15 protein-coding genes are annotated in these 19,650 nt (G+C 72.7%); 10 read left to right on the top strand and 5 right to left on the bottom strand.

The window, feature by feature from the left end; translation table 11 throughout:
• Positions 1 to 782 precede the first annotated feature (782 nt).
• Together IH44_RS0107415 and IH44_RS0107405 are read right to left on the bottom strand one after the other, a co-directional pair.
• Positions 783 to 1,361 carry an NADAR family protein gene (locus IH44_RS0107415; protein ID WP_030458611.1) on the bottom strand — a complete coding sequence of 193 codons (579 nt, stop codon included), beginning with the start codon at positions 1,359 to 1,361 and terminating at the stop codon, positions 783 to 785.
• A gap of 1,484 nt (positions 1,362 to 2,845) precedes the next feature.
• A complete protein-coding gene (locus IH44_RS0107405; protein WP_030458609.1) occupies positions 2,846 to 3,346 on the bottom strand; it encodes a hypothetical protein in 501 nt (166 codons plus the stop codon).
• 135 nt (positions 3,347 to 3,481) lie between these two features.
• On the opposite strand from IH44_RS0107405, the gene IH44_RS0107400 reads away from it, so the two are divergent.
• The 8 genes from IH44_RS0107400 (at position 3,482) to IH44_RS0107360 (ending at position 12,686) form a co-directional block, all read left to right on the top strand.
• Positions 3,482 to 4,771, top strand: a complete 1,290-nt coding sequence (locus IH44_RS0107400) for a sensor histidine kinase (protein ID WP_030458608.1) — start codon at positions 3,482 to 3,484, stop codon at positions 4,769 to 4,771.
• The gene (locus IH44_RS0107395; RefSeq protein ID WP_030458607.1) at positions 4,759 to 5,406 is read left to right on the top strand and encodes a response regulator transcription factor; all 648 of its coding nucleotides are present in this window, start codon (positions 4,759 to 4,761) and stop codon (positions 5,404 to 5,406) included. The genes IH44_RS0107400 and IH44_RS0107395 overlap by 13 nt, the downstream gene beginning before the upstream one ends.
• Positions 5,403 to 6,284: a DUF4097 family beta strand repeat-containing protein gene (locus IH44_RS0107390; protein WP_030458606.1), complete on the top strand. Its 882-nt coding sequence runs from the start codon at positions 5,403 to 5,405 to the stop codon at positions 6,282 to 6,284. Before IH44_RS0107395 ends, IH44_RS0107390 begins: the two co-directional genes overlap by 4 nt.
• 207 nt (positions 6,285 to 6,491) lie before the next feature.
• Positions 6,492 to 7,679 carry a tRNA dihydrouridine synthase DusB gene (gene dusB, locus IH44_RS0107380; protein WP_369794911.1) on the top strand — a complete coding sequence of 396 codons (1,188 nt, stop codon included), beginning with the start codon at positions 6,492 to 6,494 and terminating at the stop codon, positions 7,677 to 7,679.
• 566 nt (positions 7,680 to 8,245) lie between these two features.
• Positions 8,246 to 10,954, top strand: coding sequence for a pyruvate, phosphate dikinase (gene ppdK / locus IH44_RS0107375; protein ID WP_030458604.1), 2,709 nt, complete (start codon positions 8,246 to 8,248; stop codon positions 10,952 to 10,954).
• Between the two features lie 256 nt (positions 10,955 to 11,210).
• Positions 11,211 to 11,723 carry a ribonuclease gene (locus IH44_RS40700; protein WP_035954258.1) on the top strand — a complete coding sequence of 171 codons (513 nt, stop codon included), beginning with the start codon at positions 11,211 to 11,213 and terminating at the stop codon, positions 11,721 to 11,723.
• 118 nt (positions 11,724 to 11,841) lie between these two features.
• Complete coding sequence (locus IH44_RS45220; RefSeq protein ID WP_030458602.1) at positions 11,842 to 12,339, top strand: hypothetical protein; 498 nt, start codon at positions 11,842 to 11,844, stop codon at positions 12,337 to 12,339.
• Positions 12,336 to 12,686, top strand: a complete 351-nt coding sequence (locus tag IH44_RS0107360; protein ID WP_051816645.1) for a transcriptional regulator — start codon at positions 12,336 to 12,338, stop codon at positions 12,684 to 12,686. The genes IH44_RS45220 and IH44_RS0107360 overlap by 4 nt, the downstream gene beginning before the upstream one ends.
• A 221-nt stretch (positions 12,687 to 12,907) precedes the next feature.
• Here the strand turns inward: IH44_RS0107360 and IH44_RS0107355 are convergent, their stop codons facing one another.
• Entirely contained in the window at positions 12,908 to 13,663 is a 756-nt protein-coding gene (locus IH44_RS0107355; RefSeq protein ID WP_030458600.1) for a GNAT family N-acetyltransferase, read from the bottom strand.
• Between the two features lie 653 nt (positions 13,664 to 14,316).
• Between IH44_RS0107355 and IH44_RS0107345 the strand changes: the two genes are divergently transcribed.
• Together IH44_RS0107345 and IH44_RS0107340 are read left to right on the top strand one after the other, a co-directional pair.
• Entirely contained in the window at positions 14,317 to 15,258 is a 942-nt protein-coding gene (locus tag IH44_RS0107345) for a PAC2 family protein (protein ID WP_030458598.1), read from the top strand.
• Complete coding sequence (locus IH44_RS0107340; RefSeq protein WP_051816644.1) at positions 15,259 to 16,209, top strand: SGNH/GDSL hydrolase family protein; 951 nt, start codon at positions 15,259 to 15,261, stop codon at positions 16,207 to 16,209.
• A 96-nt stretch (positions 16,210 to 16,305) separates the two neighbouring features.
• Here IH44_RS0107340 and nirD read toward each other — a convergent pair whose 3' ends face one another.
• Positions 16,306 to 16,653: a nitrite reductase small subunit NirD gene (gene nirD, locus IH44_RS0107335; protein WP_030458596.1), complete on the bottom strand. Its 348-nt coding sequence runs from the start codon at positions 16,651 to 16,653 to the stop codon at positions 16,306 to 16,308.
• Positions 16,650 to 19,277, bottom strand: coding sequence for a nitrite reductase large subunit NirB (nirB, locus tag IH44_RS0107330; protein WP_035954255.1), 2,628 nt, complete (start codon positions 19,275 to 19,277; stop codon positions 16,650 to 16,652). Before nirB ends, nirD begins: the two co-directional genes overlap by 4 nt.
• Positions 19,278 to 19,650: the final 373 nt, after the last annotated feature.

Here is a 19,650-nt window from a genome sequence, read left to right as displayed (position 1 = left end):
GTGTCGGTGGCCGGAATAGTGGGCGGAGCGGTGGTGGCGGTCGGGTCGGTCGGTTCATGGGCGGGGCCCGACCCGGGGCCTCCGCCGAAGCGGGCCCCGGTCGGGAACGAGCGCTGCGGAGGCACCAGGGGAGAGGCTGGTCCGGCAGGGCCCGGTGCCCAGAAGTCCTGGGCGGAGGTTTCCGGGCTGCGGCCCGGTGCGGGGGAGGGGGCGGAGCGGCCGGCCAGCCGCCCGGCCAACTGTCGGTCCTCGGCTGCCAGGAGGCGGTCGCTCAGTTCGAGGCAGCGGGCGCCGAGTCCTTCGCGGAGGGTCTGTGCCTGGGCGAGCTGTCGCACCAGTTCGGGATCGGGCTGCTGGGGCGGTCGGCCGTACGCGGGCGCGTGATCGGGTTCATGGCCGGCCCGGACGGCCTCGGCGAGTCTGCGCTCGCGCTGCGCGGCGAACTGCCGCGCTCTCAGGAGTTCGTCCAGCTCTGCTCTGAGCATCTGGACATCGACCGAATCCGGCCCCGAATTGCGTACGGTCATCGCGCCCCGCCCGACCTCTCCATGGAGGCCACCCGACTGGCCTCCGAACACAACGACTGGTGGCCATCCTGGCGCTGCCATACGGCGGCCACGTTACGGGAGCAAGTCTTAACCTTTTCGGGCTGGAGATGCGAGTGGCCGGTGTGGCGCGGGAGGCCGGTGCAACTCGTGAATTTCGGCCAACTTCGGTTCGAATCAACCAACTTGCCGGGAGAATGCGCAACTCCCTCACTAACTTCCATAGTTGATGGGTCGTCAGCTCGCCAGGCGTGACCGTGCCTCCATCAGCGCGAAACCGAGCAGGTTCAACCCCCGCCACCGGTCGGGGGACCCGGCCCGTTCGTCGTCCGCCGCGAGCCCGATGCCCCAGATCCGGTCGAGCGGGCTGGCCTCCACCAGGACACGGCCGCCGGTGCGGAGCAGGTACGTGCGGAGCTGTTCGTCCTGTTCGAACTTCGCGGTGCTGCCAGTCACCACCAGTTCGAAACGGTGCGCCACCCACCGGTCCTCATCGAACCCCTTGACCAGGCGTCCCAAATTCTTCGCCTCCGCGGGCGTCCGTGCCCGGAGGATCTTCGGGACGACCTCCTCGTCCTCGAACAGCCGGGCCTTCCCGGCCATCATCCAGTGTTCGGCGGTGCGGTACTGGACCCCGTCGACGGTGAACGGGGAGGGCCACCACTGGCTGAGCGCGCCGGACCCGATCTGCCCGTCCCGCTGCGGCTGGTGGCCCCAGAAGTGCAGGTACTTCGGGCGCGCCCCGGACGAGACCGCGGCCGTCAACTGCTCGAGGGTGCGCACCTCGCTCGGAGAGCTGGTCGGGTTCGTCGTCATGCCCTCATCCTCGCACCGGCCCAGCCCGCCGGACCTGCCATTTTTCCTGCGGCCACCTGCTGCGATACCCGCCCGCCACCGAAAGCGCAGCCGCCGTTCCGGCCCTCCTTCGCCCGCCCCATGCTGTGCCTGCGTTCCCAGACACGGGGCGGAGTGCCTGCCGACCACACCCCGCACCGGCGGCCAGCGCGGCACCCGGGGCGGGAGCCGATAGCCGGAGCGGGGTCGATGGGCGGCAGGGCAAATCGCACTGTGAAGATGTCAAGGAACGGAAGATGCGGGTGGGAAGGGCGTGTTCACATCGACGGCAGCTCGGGCTGCGAGGTCATCGACAGGGCGGAGCGGCTCCTTTCAACCCGAGACCGGGTCGTCGTCCAGGCGTACCCGGGGCCCGGAGGGCTGCCGGATCCTCCTGGTGCTGGGACGTCCTGCTGCGGGAGTGTGCCAGTACGGCGCTCAACCTCCCGGCGTGGAGCGACGGGTCGAGCCGGCCGCGTTCTGGCGGAGCTTCCGGGAGCGCAACTCCCGGAAGCAGGTCGGGCGCGCTGTGGCGGGCTGCCGCAGCCCGGGATTGCGCCGTGAGGAGGCGGCCGCCGCTCTCGGGGCGGCGGATGCTGCCCGGCGCGCCCGGCCGGGGCAGGCCCGGGGCCGGGATCCGGCGTTCGGTACCCGGTCGTTCGACCGCGCCGGGTGGTCAGGGCGGCGGATCCCGGCGGCCGTCGCGGCCGGGAGCGTACTGATGGAACGCCCTGTCGCCGTGGCGGCCGGGCCACCGCCCGGCCCGCTTCCGGTCGCGGTCACCCGCAACCGGCTCGACATCCCGGTGTACATCCGGTCCGCCGGAGACGCGGAAACGATCCCCGTGGATCGCGCCGTCAGCTGGATGGTCTGCACTGACACTCCTTTCCTGAGGAACCCGGTGGGCGGGCCGCCCACCGGTACCGGGGCCACGGCACACGGCCGGAAGGCCCCGAGCATCCGAAACACCTGGAACCTGCGCCACTGCCCGGCCACCGGCACCGGGCCGCCGCCCACGCCGACTGGCCCGTCGCTGACGGACCCCGCGCAAACGGCCCCCGGTCGGGCCGCCGCCGACCAGCACGCGGCGGCCAGCGGTAGCTCCGCGCACCCCGCCATCAGCAGGGCGACCAGCAATTCGGAGCCGTCGGCAGCCGTCGCCAGGTCGCACCCGGCGTCGGTGACCAGCAGGGCGCCCGCCAACCCGGCCGGCCAGAACGGGCTCCGGCCCTGCCGCAGGCACGCGGCGGCAGCCGACAGGGCCGCCGACTCGACCAGGTCGAGCACCGCCCACGGGCGGCCGCCGGGCAGCACGGCCAGCAGCGCCGACCAGGGCAGCAGGACCAGCCCGCAGCCCAGGAACAGCACCTCCGCCCGCAGCCACCCGGCCCGTCGGACCGCACGGGCGGACCGCCCCGCGACGACGATGCCACCGCCGGCCCGGGAGAGCCCGGGAGCGAGCGCGCTCATGCGACCCTCCCCGACTCCTGGTGCTCCACGCCGCAGCACGCCGCCGACAACTGCGCCCAGCGGAATCCCCCGGTGGCGGAGGCGAACCAGAACCGGCCCACCACCCGTACGGTCGCGGCATCGGTGGCCCGCCGCCGCAGCCCGCCGGTGAGGAAACGCACTGGTGGGGGAGCCCCGCAGGGTGGCAGCCGGCCCCAGGCGCACACGACAGGTCCTTCCCCCGGGGCTCCGGCCCGGCCGAGCCGGGCTCCGCGCAATCCGGCGCCGCCGAGCGAGGACTCGACCACGACATCGAGCAGCTCGCCGTGCTCGTAGACCTCCATGGCCGGTCGGCGGCCCGCCCGCAGCCGCACCGACCACGGGCCGACCTCGGCGACCTTCCCCAACTCGTCTTCCGTGCAGGGCAGTTCGTGATCGACATCGGAGAACTGGGGGACCGCCGCCCGGGCGGGAGCGAGCGGGCCACGGACACAACGCATCAGGTTCGTATTCGTCATGCCGTCAAGAATCCTTCGGCGGAAGGATCTTGTCGGTAGCGCGCGGTTCCGTCTTTGGGGTGTAGCCAGCTACACCCCAAAGACGGAGGCCCACGCCATGGAAGCCGAGATCGGACGGCCTCTACGCTGATCCGCATGTTCCAGTCGAAGATCGACACGCCCCCGCGCCGGGCGGCCGGAGCCACCACGGCCCGGGCCGTCGAGGCCCGGGCCACCACGGTTCGTGCCGCCGTGTCCGCGCGCACGCCGTGGTCCGCGGGCACGCGGCGGGATTCGCTCTTCCTGGCTGCCGGCCTTCCGTTCGGCCTGCCCTGCATGATCGTCCTCAACCTCCCGGGCGGTGCCCTGCTGCCGGGGCTGGCCCTGCTCGTGGTCCTCTTCGACCTGCTGACGGTCGCCCAGCGCAGCCGGGTCCGCGCCCTGCGCGGGCTGGAGATCCCGGGCCGGGTCCCGCCGGGCGCGCCGTGGCTGGTCCGGCTCCTCGCGGGGCTGACGTGGCGCCAGGCCACCCACCACCTGCTGGTGGCCCCGTTGCAGACCATGTGCGCCGCCCTGGTGCTCGGCCTCTGGGGAACGTCGGCCGTGCTGCTGGGATTCTTCGGCTGGGTGTGGCTGCTGCCGCCCGACAACCCGCTGCAGGCCGGGCCGGGCTGGGCCGTCACGGGCACCGCCGCGACCATCGGCGGCCTGTTCCTGCTCGCCGCCACGCCCTGGCTGGTCGCCCTGCTCGCCGCTGTCGACCTGTGGGCGGTCCGGGCCCTGCTCGGCCCCAACCGGGCGGAGGTGCTGGAGCGCCGCGTCGAGCACCTGGCCCGGAGCCGGGTCGACGTGGTGGACGCGGCCGACGCCGAACGGCGCCGCATCGAAAGGGACTTGCACGACGGCGCCCAGCAGCGCCTGGTCTCGCTGGCGATGAACCTGGGCCTGGCCCGGCGCACCCTCAAGCACCTCCCGCCCGAGGCCATGGAGGTGATCGTCGCCGCGCACGAGGAGGCCCAGGCCGCCATCAAGGAACTGCACGACCTGGTCCGCGGCCTGCACCCGGCGGTGCTGGAGGACCGAGGGCTCGACGCGGCGCTCTCCGGCATCGCCGCCCGCAGCCCCGTCCCCGTGCACCTCACGGTCGACCTGCCGGGCCGCATAGCGCCCACCGTGGAGGCGGTCGCCTACTTCACGGTCTCCGAGGCGCTGGCCAACGCCGCCAAGCACTCCCGGGCCTCCCGGGTCGACCTCGCCCTGCGCCGGGTGGCCGACCGGCTGCGCATCACCATCACCGACGACGGCATCGGCGGGGCGGACGCCGGCCGCGGCAGCGGCCTCGCCGGCCTGCGCAAACGCGCCGCCTCGGTCGACGGATCGTTCGCCATCACCAGCCCCCGCGGGGGCCCGACCACCATCACCATGGAGCTGCCATGCGAGCTGTGATCGCCGAGGACTCGGTCCTCCTGAGGATCGGCATCGTCAAGGTGCTGGAGAGCGAGGGCTACGAGGTCGCCGCCGCGGTGGGGGACGCCGAGACGCTGCTCGCCGCCGTCGAGGAGCACCGCCCGCAGATCGTCGTCGCGGACGTCCGGATGCCCCCGGGTTTCACGGACGAGGGCGTCCGGGCCGCGCTGATGATCCGCCAGCAGTGGCCCGACACCGCCGTCGTCCTGCTCTCCCAGTTCGTCGAGGAGCGTTACGCGGCGGACTTGCTGGCCAAGAACACCAGCGGCGTCGGCTACCTGCTCAAACAGCGGGTGGCGAACGTGGACGAGTTCGTGGAGGCACTGCAGCGGGTGGCCGGGGGCGGCACCGCCCTCGACCCCGAGGTGGTCGCCCAGCTGCTGCTGCGCCGCGACCGCGATCCGCTGCACCGGCTGACGCCCCGCGAGCGGGACGTGCTGGCGCTGATGGCCGAGGGCCGCTCGAACACCGCGATCGCCGAATCCCTGGTGGTCAGCGACAGCGCCGTCTCCAAGCACATCAACTCCATCCTCACCAAGCTCGACCTGCCACCCGCCGAGGACACCCACCGGCGGGTGCTCGCGGTGCTGCGCTTCCTGGAGGTCAGCCAATGACGCGACCCGCCCCGCCGGAGCCGCCGACGGTTCCCGAGCCGGGCCGACTCGCCCGTCGGCTGCCGGTCCCGGGGCCGCCGGGCCCGCCCGCCGAACCGAGCCCCGGCGAGCGCCGGGCCTGGCGGCTCATCGGCGTGCTCGCCCTGGCCTGCGTGCTCCTGGCAGGCGTCGCCGTCACGGGGGCGTCCCTCATCCAGCGGGACACCGCCCGGGAGCGGACGTACTTCGAGGCGATCGGCCAGCTCGACATCGACTCTGGCCCGGCCCACGTCACCGTCCGGGCCGGCGGCACCGATCGGGTGGTGCTGGTCGAACAGCTCGGCTGGGCCCTGCGCAGACCCGCGGTCAACGTACGGATCGCCGCGGGCCGGATGTCGATCTCCGTCGACTGCCCGGAGGCCCGGTTCACGGGCGGCTGCCCGGTCTCCCTGGCCGTCCAGGTCCCGCCGTCGACCGCGGTCCACGCCCGCAACGGCTCCGGGCAGACGGAGATCGAAGGCGTGGCGGGCAGCGTCTCGGCGGAGACCGGCAGCGGCCAGGTCCAGCTGACCAGGATCAGCGGGCCGATCTGGGCGAAGAGCGGATCCGGGCAGATCATCGGTACGGGGCTGAGCGCGCCCGAGGCCCAGCTGTCCGCCGCCTCCGGACAGGTCACCCTGCAGTACGACCGCCCACCGGACTTGGTCGCCACCCGCCTCGCCTCGGGAAACCTGCTCCTGCAACTGCCGGACGACCGCAGCCGGTACCGGATCGACCTCAGCAGCGACGGCGGCAGTCAGACGATCGACCGGTCCCTCCAGGACCTCGACTCGCCACGGCTGCTCGACGTCGTCTCCGCCTCCGGCACCGTCACCATCAACCGGGCCGGAAAGCCCTGACCACCCCAGGCCGAGCCACCCCGGGCCCGGCCACCCCGGGCCGGGCCGCCGCGGTCCTGGCCGCCCCGGCCGCCCCCGCCCGACGGCCGTCACAGCCGTGTCACCCGCTGCCCGGCCGCCCCGGCCCGGCGGGTTCCGCGGGTGGGAGAGAATGGAGAGTCCGGAAGCCCGCCGTTGGGGCCCTACCCGTATGAGGATCCGCCGCGCATGACCACCACGCCCGACACCGCCCAGGCCACCCCGGCAGCACCCGGCACCCCGGAGTTCGCCCCGTTGAACATCGGGCCGATGCAGGTCTGGCCCCCGGTGGTGCTGGCGCCGATGGCCGGCATCACCAACGCCCCCTTCCGCACCCTGTGCCGGGAGCAGAGCGGCGGCCGCGGCCTGTACGTCTCCGAGATGATCACCACCCGTGCCCTGGTCGAGCGCAACGCCAAGACCATGCAGCTGATCAGGTTCGACCCGAGCGAGAAGCCGCGCTCGATCCAGCTGTACGGGGTGGACCCGGAGACCGTCGGCAAGGCGGCCCGGATGATCTCCGCGGAGGGCCTCGCCGACCACATCGACCTCAACTTCGGCTGCCCCGTCCCCAAGGTGACCCGCAAGGGCGGCGGCTCTGCGCTGCCGTACAAGCGCAACCTGCTGCGCGACATCCTGCGCCAGGCGGTCTCCAACGCGGGCGGCCTGCCCGTCACCATGAAGATGCGCAAGGGCATCGACGACGGCCACCTGACCTATCTGGACGCCGGACGGATCGGGGCGGAGGAGGGCGTCTCCGCGATCGCCCTGCACGGCCGCACCGCGGCCCAGCACTACGGCGGCACGGCGGACTGGTCGGCCATCGCCCGGCTCCGCGAGTCCGTCCCGGCCGACGTCCCGGTACTCGGCAACGGAGACATCTGGTCCGCGGACGACGCGGTGCGGATGATGCGCGAGACCGGGTGCGACGGCGTGGTCGTCGGCCGCGGCTGCCTGGGCCGGCCCTGGCTGTTCAAGGACCTGGTGTCGATCTTCGAGGGCGACGTCGACTACGCCCGCCCCACCTTCGGGTACGTGGCCCGCGCGATGGTGCGGCACGCCCAGCTGCTGGGGGAGTGGCTCGGTGACGAGGCCCGCGGCGTCATCGACTTCCGCAAGCACGTCGCCTGGTACACCAAGGGCTTCTCGGTCGGCTCCGAGCTGCGGGTGAAGCTCGCCGGCTCCAGCTCGCTGGCCGAGCTGACCGAGACGCTCGCCCTGGTCGACCAGGAGCAGAGCTGGCCGATCGGCGCCGACGGTCCGCGCGGCCGGACCAGCGGCAACAACCGGGTGGTCCTGCCCGAAGGCTGGTTGGACGATCCGTACGAGTGCGCCCGGCTGAGCGAAGACGCCGAATCGGACACCTCTGGCGGATGATCTGTACTAACTGGTGAGGTCGGCCCCGGTTCGAGCCTGGCCGGGGCGTCCCAGCTCGATTGTCCAAGCTGGACAACAGGGCTCCTTGAAGGCGAAATCTAGCAACATGGAGTGACCAAAGCGTCAACGGAAAGCGACGCTCGGCGTAGGTTTCCTCGGCCCGTCAGCTGAGATGCGCTCGTGATGCTGGCCACATATCGTGGCGAGTGACAGTCAGTCAGTCGACTTCGCCAAGGTGTACAAGTCCGGATCGCTTCCCGAACGGGCCCTCCGGTGGATCGCCGCCGCTGGCTGCAGGAAATCAAGCCGGGGAAACGTGGCGGACCGAATGCCGTCACCGTGTGTCCGGTTCGTGTGAGCTGGACGTGGCCTTGTGTTCAATTCTTGAACAATGGCTAGCGTCATCCGGACGATTTCAGCAACGCAGGCAAACGCCCGCCCGGGCATTAGATCTGCTGGCCAATCGCCTGCTCCGCGACTCGGACGGGCTCTTCACGCCCCTAGACGGCCTTCGAAATGGGTATGTTCTCCGGCGTCAGGGCAACCGTGTGCGAGGAGAGCGACCCGTGACGGCGCAGCAGAAGTTTGTTTACTCCTTCACCGAAGGAAACAAGGACCTCAAGGATCTTCTCGGCGGAAAGGGTGCGAACCTCGCCGAGATGACCAACCTGGGTCTCCCCGTCCCTCCAGGGTTCACCATCACCACCGACGCCTGCAAGGTCTTCCTGGAGACCGGCACCGAACCGGGCTCGCTGAACGAGGAGATCACCGGCCACCTGGCCGCCCTCGAGCAGCAGATGGGCAAGCAGCTCGGCCAGGCCGACAACCCCTTGCTGGTCTCGGTGCGTTCCGGCGCCAAGTTCTCGATGCCCGGAATGATGGACACCGTCCTGAACATCGGCCTCTCCGACGTCTCGGTGACCGGGCTCGCCGCCCAGTCCGGCAACGAGCGCTTCGCCTGGGACTCGTACCGCCGCCTGGTGCAGATGTTCGGCAAGACCGTGCTGGGCGTCGACGGCGAGCTCTTCGAGGAGGCGCTGGACGAGGCCAAGCACGCCAAGGGCACCGCCAACGACCTCGACCTCACCGCCGAGGACCTGCGGACGCTGGTCGCCACCTTCAAGGCGATCGTGCTGCGGGAGACCGGCCGGGAGTTCCCGCAGGACCCGCGCGAGCAGCTGGACCTGGCGATCCACGCGGTCTTCCACTCCTGGAACGGCGACCGGGCCCGCCTGTACCGCCGGCAGGAGCGCATCCCGAACGACCTGGGCACCGCGGTCAACGTCTGCACCATGGTGTTCGGCAACCTCGGCGAGGACTCGGGCACCGGTGTCGCCTTCACCCGCGACCCCTCCACCGGCACCCAGGGCGTCTACGGCGACTACCTGCAGAACGCCCAGGGCGAGGACGTGGTGGCGGGCATCCGCAACACCCTCCAGCTGGCCGACCTGGAGCAACTCGACAAGAAGTCGTACGACGAGCTGATGTCCATCATGCAGACCCTGGAGAACCACTACCGGGACCTGTGCGACATCGAGTTCACCATCGAGCGCGGCAAGCTCTGGATGCTGCAGACCCGGGTCGGCAAGCGCACCGCCGCCGCCGCGTTCCGGATCGCCGTCCAGCTGGTCGACCAGGGCCTGATCGACCTGGACGAGGCGCTGCACCGGGTCACCGGCGGCCAGCTCGCCCAGCTGATGTTCCCGCGCTTCGCACCCACCTCCGAGACCAAGCCGGTCGCGTACGGCATCGCGGCCTCGCCCGGCGCGGCGGTCGGCAAGGTGGTCTTCGACTCGTACACCGCGGTGAAGTGGTCGCGCTCCGGCGAGCAGGTCATCCTGGTCCGCCGCGAGACCAACCCGGACGACCTCGAAGGCATGATCGCCGCCGAGGGCATCCTCACCTCGCGCGGCGGCAAGACCTCGCACGCGGCCGTGGTGGCCCGCGGCATGGGCAAGACCTGCGTCTGCGGCGCCGAGGAGCTCGAGGTCGACACCAAGAACCGCAAGTTCACCACCGCCGACGGCCAGGTCGTCCACGAGGGCGACGTGGTCTCCATCGACGGCGCCAACGGCAAGGTGTACCTGGGCGAGGTCCCGGTGCTGCCGTCCCCGGTGGTCGAGTACTTCGAGGGCACCATCCACGCTGGCGCCGACGTCCAGGGCGGGCTGGTCCAGGCCGTGCACCGGCTGATGGCGCACGCCGACGGCCGCCGCCGCCTCGCGGTGCGCGCCAACGCCGACAACGCCGAGGACGCGAACCGCGCCCGCCGGTACGGCGCCCAGGGCATCGGCCTGTGCCGCACCGAGCACATGTTCCTCGGCGAGGAGCGCCGCAAGGAGGTCGAGCACCTGATCCTGGCGGACAACGACAAGGACCGCGAGGCCGCGCTCTCCAGCCTGCTGCCGCTGCAGAAGGGCGACTTCCTGGAGCTGTTCCAGTCGATGGACGGGCTCCCGGTGACGGTCCGGCTGCTCGACCCGCCGCTGCACGAGTTCCTGCCCGACATCACCGAACTGTCGGTGCGCGTCGCCCTCGCCGAGGCCCGCAAGGACCCGAACGAGAACGACCTGCGGCTGCTCCAGGCCGTCCACCGGCTGCACGAGGCCAACCCGATGCTCGGCCTGCGCGGCGTGCGCCTCGGCCTGGTCATCCCCGGCCTGTTCGGCATGCAGGTCCGGGCGATCGCCGAGGCCGCGGCCGAGCGCAAGCTGGCCGGCGGAGACCCGCGCCCCGAGGTGATGATCCCGCTGGTCGGCACCGTGCAGGAGCTGGAGCTGGTCCGCGACGAGTGCGAGCGGGTGCTCGCCGAGGTCGCCGCCTCCACCGGCGTCAGCCTGGACATCAAGCTCGGCACCATGATCGAGCTGCCGCGCGCCGCCGTGACGGCCGGTCAGATCGCCGAGGCCGCCGACTTCTTCTCCTTCGGCACCAACGACCTGACCCAGACCGTGTGGGGCTTCTCCCGCGACGACGTCGAGGCGTCCTTCTTCACCTCCTACCTGGAGAAGGGCATCTTCGGGGTCAGCCCGTTCGAGACCATCGACCGCGACGGCGTCGGCGCCCTGGTCAAGAACGCCGCCCAGGCCGGCCGGGCCACCCGCCCCGACCTCAAGCTCGGCGTCTGCGGCGAGCACGGCGGCGACCCGGAGTCGGTGCACTTCTTCCACGAGGTGGGGCTGGACTACGTATCCTGCTCTCCCTTCCGGATTCCGGTGGCGCGCCTGGAGGCAGGCCGCGCCGCCATCGAGACGGCGGGAAGCGACTCGCGCTGACACGAAGCAGCGCGGTTCACTGACCGCACCCCTCCGAAGGGGAGGGGCGTACGGCGGAGCTCGGCGCAGGAGAGCCGCCGTACGGAGCAGCCGGGGCGGGAACGGACAACGGCGTCCGTCCCCGCCCTGGCGGCGTTTCCCGGCACGACCGCCGATTGCCGACGCCGATCGCCGGCCGTCCCTCGCCCGCCACCGTCCGCCCGCCGGGTGCGTGCCGTACCGCCGTCCGGGTGAGCCGGTGCGGCAGGCTGAGGGCATGAACAGCCGAAACCGCCTGATCAGCCTCGTCGCCGTGGTCCTCCTCGGCATCGCCGCCGGCGTCGCCGTCCTGCTGAACGGCGGGAACCACCCGGGCGGCGCGAGCAGCGCGCCGTCCCCGTCCGGCGCGTCCGCCACTGCCGGCCGCGGCGCCGCGAGCGCGCCCAAGCCCTCGGCCCCGGCCAAGTCGCCCTCGGCCCAGGGCAGCTGGGTGCCCACCAGCTCGGCGCTGGCCGACGTCTGCCGCAGCAAGCTGCCCGCGCAGGCCCTCGACACGCTCGGCCTGATTGCCCGCGGCGGCCCCTACCCGTACCGCTCCGACGGCATCGTCTTCGAGAACCGGGAGAGTCGGCTGCCCCGCCAGGGCAGCGGCTACTACCACGAGTTCACCGTGGTCACGCCGGGGTCGGACGACCGCGGGACCAGGCGGATCGTCACCGGCGGCGTCGGCGAGCAGTACTGGACGGCCGACCACTACGCGACCTTCCAGGAGATCGATCCGCGCTGCTGAGCACCCCGCTGACGGTCCGTCGGGAAATTACTTTCCCACCTGGAAAGTATGTGCCAGAGTGGTAGCACTTGATCCGGCAGCGGGCCGGATCCGACGGCATGTCCGCTCGGGGGATCCGATGGTTGACGACAAGCAGCACGCGCACGAGCAGTCCGAGGGGCTCACGCCCGCGGAGGCACTGGCGCTCGCCGAGCGCGCGCAGGCCGCCGCCCGGCGCCCGGCGCCGATGCCCTGGTGGTACGGCCCCGGGGTGGGCGCGGCCCTCGCGGTCTACTGCGCGGCGATCGGGCAGAGCTTCCAGCGGCAGGCGCAGTGGCTGATACCGCTGTGCGCGGCCGGCCTGGTGGCGGTGCTGGCGGCGATAGTGCGGGTGGCCATGCGTTCCAGCGGCGTCGCCGCGCGGCTGGAGAAGGTCAAGGTCCCGCCGAACGTCCTGCGGGCGCTCGGCCTGACGATCCTGGCCGCGGTGCTGGCCTGGCTCGTCACCTGGCTGGCCACCGACGACCAGGGGTGGGCCATGGCCGCTGCCGGCGTGGTCGCGGGCCTGGCCGTCTGGGGTGTCATCACGATGGCCAATCGAGAGGTCAAGGAGCAGAGCATGAGCAGCGAGCGGTGAACGGGCTCGACCCGATACTCCACCAGCCCACCAGGCTCACCGTCCTGGCCTTCCTCAGCGGATGCCAGGAAGCCGAGTTCTCCGTCGTCCGCGACTACTGCCAGGTCTCGGACTCGGTGCTCAGCAAGACCGCGGCGGGTCTGGAGACGGCCGGCTACCTGCGGGCCCGCAAGGGCTACGTCGGCAAGCGGCCCCGTACCTGGATCTCCGCGACGGCGCAGGGCCGTGCCGTGCTGGCCGCGCACCTCGGGGCGCTCCAGCAGATGGCCGCCGCCGCGGAGGCGGCCGGCTCCGCGTCCGCACCGGATGGGAGCACGGACGGGGACGGGGCCGGGGCCGGAGGCTGAGCCGGGGCGGAGGGTGGAGCGGGCCGACGCAGTGTCAGCAGGATCACACCCAGGAGCGGAGGTGGGCCGAACCCCCGTGCTGTCCGCGCTCCTTGACAACTCGACAGAGTGCCGAGAAACCCCGGAGGAGAACCGGCCCGGGGCGGGTGCGCGATATCGCCGACGTCGCGCACCCGCCCCGGGCCGGGACGAGCAAGACCGGAACGGACCGGTCGGCCGGCTCAGGCGGCCGGCATCAGGGAGTCACCGGTCATCGGATCGGCGACCAGGGGGCTGCCGTGTCTAAGGCACTCCTGGTTGAGCGGCGCCGGGTCCGGCGCGCTGGGCGAGGTCGCGGCGGCGATCCGCAGCTCGATGATGTCCCGGACGGCGGGCCACTCCTCGTCCAGGATCGAGTAGAACGCGGTGGACCGGACCACCCCGTCCAGACCGCGCGAGTGCGCCCGGCGGACGCCCTCGGAGGTGGCGCCCAGCCGCTCGATGGCGACCCGGGAGCGGGTGTTGCGGGCGTCGGCCCGCAGCGAGATCCGCTGCACCCGCCACACCTCGAAGGCGTGCCGCAGCATCAGCAGCTTCGCCTCCGTGTTGATGCCGGTGCCCTGCGCCCGCGGGGACAGCCAGGTGTTCCCGATCTCCGCGGCGTCCGGCACCGCCTCCAGCGGGTCGCCGTGCGGGACGCCCGGCGCGGGCGGCCAGACCAGCGGGCCCTGCCAGTAGTCGAGTTCCAGGAACCGGGTCGAGCCCACCACCCGGTTGTCGGCGGTGCTCACCGTGGCGAACGGCATCGACCGGCCCGCCGCCCGATCGGCGAGGGCACGCGCGATGTACTCCCGGGCGGCTTCCAGGCCGTGCGGAACGGGGGTGAAGGCGTAGGTCGTACGGTCCTCGGAGCCGGCCACGGCCAGGGCCGCGGCGTGGTGCTCGGCGAGGGGCTCCAGCCGCACGGTGCGGCCGTAGAGGGTGACGGGTACGGGCACGGATCCTTCGGTCCTTCGGCGGTCGTCGGGGCCCGCGCACCGGGTTCGCGGTGAACGGGCAGTGGTCGTATCGCCCCGGCCCCGGGGGAACGGCCGCCCGGGGGCGCTACGCCAGAGGCTCGGGCGTGCGGAGGGACGGCAGCCCGGAGGCGGGCAGCGCGGTGCCGGTACGGACACGGGTCGACGGACCGATCCGGCGGGATGAGCGACGGGACAGTGTGCGTCCGCGAGATGGCCGAGAGAGAAACGAGATCACGAAGCGAAGCAGGCGGCCAGGTGAAGGCAAGGTGCGCGTTGGATGGCTGGCATCGCAACGGACCGGGGCGTGGCCCACGACGTGACAGACGGCGTGGCGCGACGACGCGACGATGCGAGGCAGCGAGAGGACGATACCCGCCCGGAGGCGGTGCGTCACTTCGCGGCGCGCCAGCGGGGGCGTACGGCTCCCCCCGGCACGCCGGGGCGCTCCGCCGCCCGGCCGGCCGAGCCGGGCGCCACGCCCGCGACCAGGGGCTTTGCCAGGAGGTGAGAGGATTCCAGAGACGGCGTGAAGACTCGTGCGGGGGCGGGAATGTCGACGGGCCCCCGCACGCTGGACAGATCAGATCCGAAAGCATTCCGAGACGACGAGACGGAACGGGGATGGGTGCGCCGTGCGTGATCCCAAGGAGCTGTACGAGCTGGAGCCCCAGGGCGTGACCGCCCTGGCGGCGGCGCGGGCCGCCGCCGAGGCCGGTACCGGCCTGGTGCTGCTGTACCACCTCGAGGGCTTCATGGACGCCGGCGAGGCGGGCGGCCAGGTCGTGGCACACCTGCTCGAGCAGGGGTCCCCGCAGGTGGTGGCCAGGTTCGACCACGACCGGCTGGTCGACTACCGGGCCCGCCGCCCCGCGATGACCTTCGACCGCGAGAGCTGGACGGACTACGACCCGCCGGAGATCCTGCTCCAGCTGGTGCGCGACTCGGTGGGGGCGCCCTTCCTGGTGCTCTCCGGCCCCGAGCCGGACACCGAGTGGGAGCTGTTCGCGGCCGCCGTCGGCGACCTGGTGGAGCGGTTCGAGGTCCGGCTCGCGCTCTCCTTCCACGGCATCCCGATGGGCGTCCCGCACACCCGCCCGGTCGGCCTCACCCCGCACGGCAACCGGGTCGACCTGGCGGCCGGCCACCCCAAGTGGTTCGACCAGGCCCAGGTGCCCGGCAGCGCCCAGGCCCTGGTCGAGTACCGGCTCACCGAGGCCGGGCAGGACGTGCTGGGCTTCGCCGCCCACGTGCCGCACTACATCGCCCGCTCGACCTACCCGGCCGCCGCGGTGACGATCCTGGAGGCCGTCCAGTCCGCGACCGGCCTGGTCCTGCCCGGCAGCGAACTGCGCGCCCGGGTGAACGAGGTCTACGCCGAGATCGAGGACCAGCTCTCCCAGGGCGACGGCGAGTTGCGCTCGGCGATCCAGGGCATGGAGGGCCAGTACGACGCGGTCTCCGGCGCCGTCGACCGGGAGAGCCTGCTCGCCGAGTCCAGCGACCTCCCCTCGGCCGACGAACTCGGCCGGAGGTTCGAGGAGTTCCTGGCCGAGCACGAGCGCGGCGCCGAGTAGGTGCGCCACCGGAGGAGGGCCGCGGCGGCGGCCCTGATCGGGGCCGCCCTGATCGGCACCGCCGGGTGCGGCGCGGGGAAGACATCCCCGGCCCCGCAGCCCGACCGGGCCTCGCCGACGCCCTCCGCCACCCCGGTCACCGGCCCGTACGTCGCACTGGGCGACTCCTACACCGCCGGCCTGCGGATCCCGCCCCAGGGCGGAGCCCCGCAGGGCTGCGGCCGCTCGGGCGCCAACTACCCGTCCCTGGTGGCCCGGCAGCTCGACCTCAAGGACTTCACCGACGTCAGCTGCAGCGGCGCGCGCACCGGAGACCTGACGGCCGCCCAGCGCACCGACGACGGCACCAACCCGCCGCAGCTGGCCGCGCTCGGTGCGGCCACCCGGCTGGTGACGCTCGGGATCGGCGGCAACGACGCCGGCTTCCTCGACGTCCTGGGCCGCTGCGCGGTCGAGAACGTCCGGCACAGCCTGACCGGCCACGGCGACGCCGCGCCCTGCCGGGCGTACTACACGACGGGCGCCGGGCAGGGCGAGGTCCAGCGGCGGATGACGGACACCGGCGAGCGGCTCACCGCGGCCCTCGACGAGGTCAGACGGCGGGCCCCGCAGGCCAGGGTGCTGCTCGTCGGGTACCCGGCCCTGCTGCCGCAGGACCCGACCCTCTGCGCCGAGACCCTGGGCGACGGGATCTCGGGCGCCGACATCGGCTTCGTCGTCGAACAGGAGCGGCAGTTGAACGGCATGCTCCGGCAGCGGGCCGAGGCCGCCGGGGTGGCCTTCGTCGACACCTACGCCCCGTCCACCGGGCACGACATGTGCGAGGCCGCCGGCACCCGCTGGATAGAGCCCCTCGCCGCCGGGCAGGGGCTGGCCCCGATCCACCCGAACGCCCAGGGGCAGCAGGGCATGGCCGCCGCCGTCCTGGCCGCGCTCGGACAGCAGCACTGACCTCGTCCCCGTCGGCGGGACGACGGGGACGAGGTCAGGGACGAGACCTGGGACGGGGTCAGTCGGGCAGCACGCCGGACCGGGCAGTCCGCCGGATCAGGCGGCGCGGACCGTGTGGACGGCGATCCGGACGTCCTCGTCGTCCAGGCACTCCCCGGTCACCAGGTCGAAGCGCTGCTTGAGCAGCGGCGAGGCCACGTAGATCCGGCCGTCCGCGGTGGAGCCCAGCAGGCCCCGGGAGAGGACGTACGCGCCGGTGAACGGGTCGCGGTTGTCGGCGGCGTAGAGGCGGTCGTTGCCGTCGCGGAACACGGCCACCTGGCGGCCGTCCGGCAGCAGGACGGCGATGCCGCGGCCGGGCACCAGCAGGTCCCAGTCGCAGACCGGGGACCAGCCGGAGGCGGAGAGGAGTTCGATCCGGGTGGCAGAGGCGGTGGCGGTCATCGGGCTTCCTCCAGGATGCGGGCGGCCGGGAACGGGGAACGGTCGGAGTCGAGGGCGGCGAGCAACTGCTCCGCGCTGGCCAGCAGCACCAGGTCGGGCTTGACCTGGTCGCGCTCGGGGACGAACCGGATGCTCGGGTCGGGCACTCCGGGGGCGTTGACGAAGGAGACGAACCGGCGCATCCGGTCGGGGTCGGCCAGGGTCGCCGCCCACTCGTCTTGGTAGTCGCCGATGTGGCGAGCCATCAGCGACTCCAGCTCGTCGGCGATGCCCAGCGAGTCCTCGACCACCACCTCGCGGACGTGTGCCAGACCGCCCTCGATCCGCTCCAGCCAGGCGGAGGTGCGCTCCAGCCGGTCGGCGGTGCGGATGTAGAACATCAGGAACCGGTCGATCAGGCGGACCAGCTGCTCGTCGTCCAGGTCCTGGGCGAGCAGGTCGGCGTGCCGGGGCGTGGCACCGCCGTTGCCGCCGACGTACAGGTTCCAGCCGTTGGAGGTGGCGATGACGCCGAAGTCCTTGCCGCGGGCCTCGGCGCACTCGCGGGCGCAGCCGGAGACCGCCGACTTGAGCTTGTGCGGCGAGCGCAGACCCCGGTAGCGCAGCTCCAGCTGGATCGCCATGGCGACCGAGTCCTGCACGCCGTAGCGGCACCAGGTGGAGCCGACGCAGGACTTCACGGTGCGCAGGGACTTCCCGTACGCGTGGCCGGACTCGAAGCCGGCCGCGACCAGCCGGCTCCAGATCATCGGCAGCTGGTCCACGCTGGCGCCGAACAGGTCGATCCGCTGACCGCCGGTGATCTTGGTGTAGAGGCCGAACTCCCGGGCCACCTCGCCGATCACGATCAGCTTGTCGGGGGTGATCTCGCCGCCGGGGATGCGCGGCACCACCGAGTAGGAGCCGTTCTTCTGCAGGTTCGCCAGGAAGTGGTCGTTGGTGTCCTGGAGGCTGCTCTGCTCGCCGTCCAGGATGTGCCCGGAGGCCTCCAGCTCGGGCGCCAGCGAGGCGATGATCGAGGCGACCGTCGGCTTGCAGACCTCGCAGCCCTCGGCGCCCTCCGGCACCCGGCCGTGCTCGGCGAGCAGCTGGCGGTGGGTGGCGACCCGCTTGACCCGGACGATCTCGTAGAGCTCGGCGCGGGTGTGGGCGAAGCACGGGCACAGACCGCGGTCTACCTCGACGCCGCCGGCCTCCAGCTCGTCCGTGACGATCGTGCCGAGCAGCTTCACGCAGGAGCCGCAGTTGGTGCCCGCCCGGGTGCACTTCTTCACCTCGGGGACGGTGGTGCACTCGTGATCGGTGACCGCCGCCCGGATCGCGCCCTTGGTGACGTTGTTGCAGCTGCAGATCACCGCGTCGTCGGGCAGCGCGGAACTGCCGAGCGAGACGGCGGTGTCCGCGCCGGCCGGCAGCACCAGCGACTCGGCGGGGACGGGCAGCGGCCGCCCGGTGCCCGCCAGCGGGCGGAGCGTGGCGTAGGCCGAGGCGTCGCCGACCAGGATGCCGCCGAGCAGCGCCCCCTCGCCGGTCACCACCAGCTTCTTGTAGACGCCGGAACGGGAGTCGGAGTAGACCACGTCGAGCGAGCCGGGCGTCCGGCCGAAGGCGTCGCCGAAGCTGGCCACGTCGACGCCGAGCAGCTTGAGCTTGGTGGAGAGGTCCGCGCCGGTGAACGGCTGCGCGGCCTGCTCGGCGAGCTGCCGCGCCACCGAGACGGCCATCTCGTAGCCGGGGGCGACCAGGCCGTACACCCGGCCGTCCACCGCGAGGGCGCACTCGCCGATGGCGAAGACGTGCGGGTCGGAGGTCCGGCAGTGCTCGTCGACCGCGATGCCGCCGCGCTCACCGACCGTCAGACCGGCCTCGCGGGCCAGCTGGTCGCGGGGGCGGACCCCGGCGGAGAACACCACCAGGTCGGTCGCCAGCTCGGAGTCGTCGGTGAAGGACATGCCGACCGCGCGCCCCTCGGCGACGGTGATCGCCTTGGTGCCGATGCCCGTGTGTACGACCACGCCCATCGACTCGATGGTCCGCCGCAGTGCGGTGCCGCCCGCGTCGTCGACCTGGACGGGCATCAGGCGCGGCGCGAACTCCACCACGTGGGTCTCCAGGCCGAGGCCCTTCAGCGCACCCGCGGCCTCCAGCCCGAGCAGGCCGCCGCCGACCACCGCACCGACCCGGGCCCCGGCCGCGTAGGACTCGATCGCCTGCAGGTCCTCGATGGTGCGGTAGACGAAGCACCCCTCGGCGTCCCGGCCGTCCACCGGGGGAACGAAGGGGTAGGAGCCGGTGGCCAGCACCAGGGTGTCGTAGGAGAGGGTGCGCCCGGCGGCCGTGGTGACGGTCCGGGCCGCCGGGTCGAGCGAGACGGCGGGGGAGGAGAGGTGCACCTCGAACCCGTGCCGATCGGTGAATCCCTCCTCGGCGAGCAGCAGGTCGTCCGCGCTCCGGCCGGAGAAGTAGGAGGTCAGGCCGACCCGGTCGTAGGCGGGCCGGGGCTCCTCGGCGAGGACGACGACCCGGTAGCGGGCGGCCGCCCCGGTGTCGGCCAGGGCTTCCAGGAAGCGGTGGCCGACCATGCCGTAGCCGACCAGGAGCAGTGTGGGCTTGGTGGTGGTCATCGGGAAGTCCCTCCGAGATCGCGCTCCGGACGGTGGCAGTCGGAGCTGGCGGGCCGACCTGGCGCCGGCGAGCCGCGGTCGGCCCGCGGTGCGGCGCACCTCCGGTCCCGCCGGAGGCCCGACCGGGCGGGCCTCCGATGGCCCGTGACCCGGTCGCTGTCGTGGCACCGAGCATGCGCGGGGGGTGTTTCCCGACCGGTGCCGCGCTGTTTCACCGCCGGAACTTCGGCCTCAGCGACACCGGGCACCGGCTGTGAGAGCGGCCGCTCCCCGGCCCGGCCCGGGCCTCCCCGGCCGGGTCCCCTTAGCAGGTGCCGGCCCCGCGCGGGGCGGGACCGCCGATCCGGGACGCGATTCGCGGAGAACTCGGTAC

Origin of the sequence: Kitasatospora sp. NRRL B-11411 (assembly GCF_000721345.1) — a bacterium.
Taxonomy (GTDB): domain Bacteria; phylum Actinomycetota; class Actinomycetes; order Streptomycetales; family Streptomycetaceae; genus Kitasatospora; species Kitasatospora cineracea.
This window is presented reverse-complemented; position numbering and strand designations above follow the sequence as displayed.

What these genes read in the sequence shown, in the direction of transcription:
- IH44_RS0107415 (WP_030458611.1), bottom strand. Translation starts at nt 1,361, where the DNA reads ATGACGACGAACCCGACCAGCTCTCCGAGCGAGGTGCGCACCCTCGAG.
- IH44_RS0107405 (WP_030458609.1), bottom strand. Translation starts at nt 3,346, where the DNA reads ATGACGAATACGAACCTGATGCGTTGTGTCCGTGGCCCGCTCGCTCCC.
- IH44_RS0107400 (WP_030458608.1), top strand. Translation starts at nt 3,482, where the DNA reads ATGTTCCAGTCGAAGATCGACACGCCCCCGCGCCGGGCGGCCGGAGCC.
- IH44_RS0107395 (WP_030458607.1), top strand. Translation starts at nt 4,759, where the DNA reads ATGCGAGCTGTGATCGCCGAGGACTCGGTCCTCCTGAGGATCGGCATC.
- IH44_RS0107390 (WP_030458606.1), top strand. Translation starts at nt 5,403, where the DNA reads ATGACGCGACCCGCCCCGCCGGAGCCGCCGACGGTTCCCGAGCCGGGC.
- dusB (WP_369794911.1), top strand. Translation starts at nt 6,492, where the DNA reads ATGACCACCACGCCCGACACCGCCCAGGCCACCCCGGCAGCACCCGGC.
- IH44_RS40700 (WP_035954258.1), top strand. Translation starts at nt 11,211, where the DNA reads ATGAACAGCCGAAACCGCCTGATCAGCCTCGTCGCCGTGGTCCTCCTC.
- IH44_RS45220 (WP_030458602.1), top strand. Translation starts at nt 11,842, where the DNA reads ATGGTTGACGACAAGCAGCACGCGCACGAGCAGTCCGAGGGGCTCACG.
- nirD (WP_030458596.1), bottom strand. Translation starts at nt 16,653, where the DNA reads ATGACCGCCACCGCCTCTGCCACCCGGATCGAACTCCTCTCCGCCTCC.
- nirB (WP_035954255.1), bottom strand. Translation starts at nt 19,277, where the DNA reads ATGACCACCACCAAGCCCACACTGCTCCTGGTCGGCTACGGCATGGTC.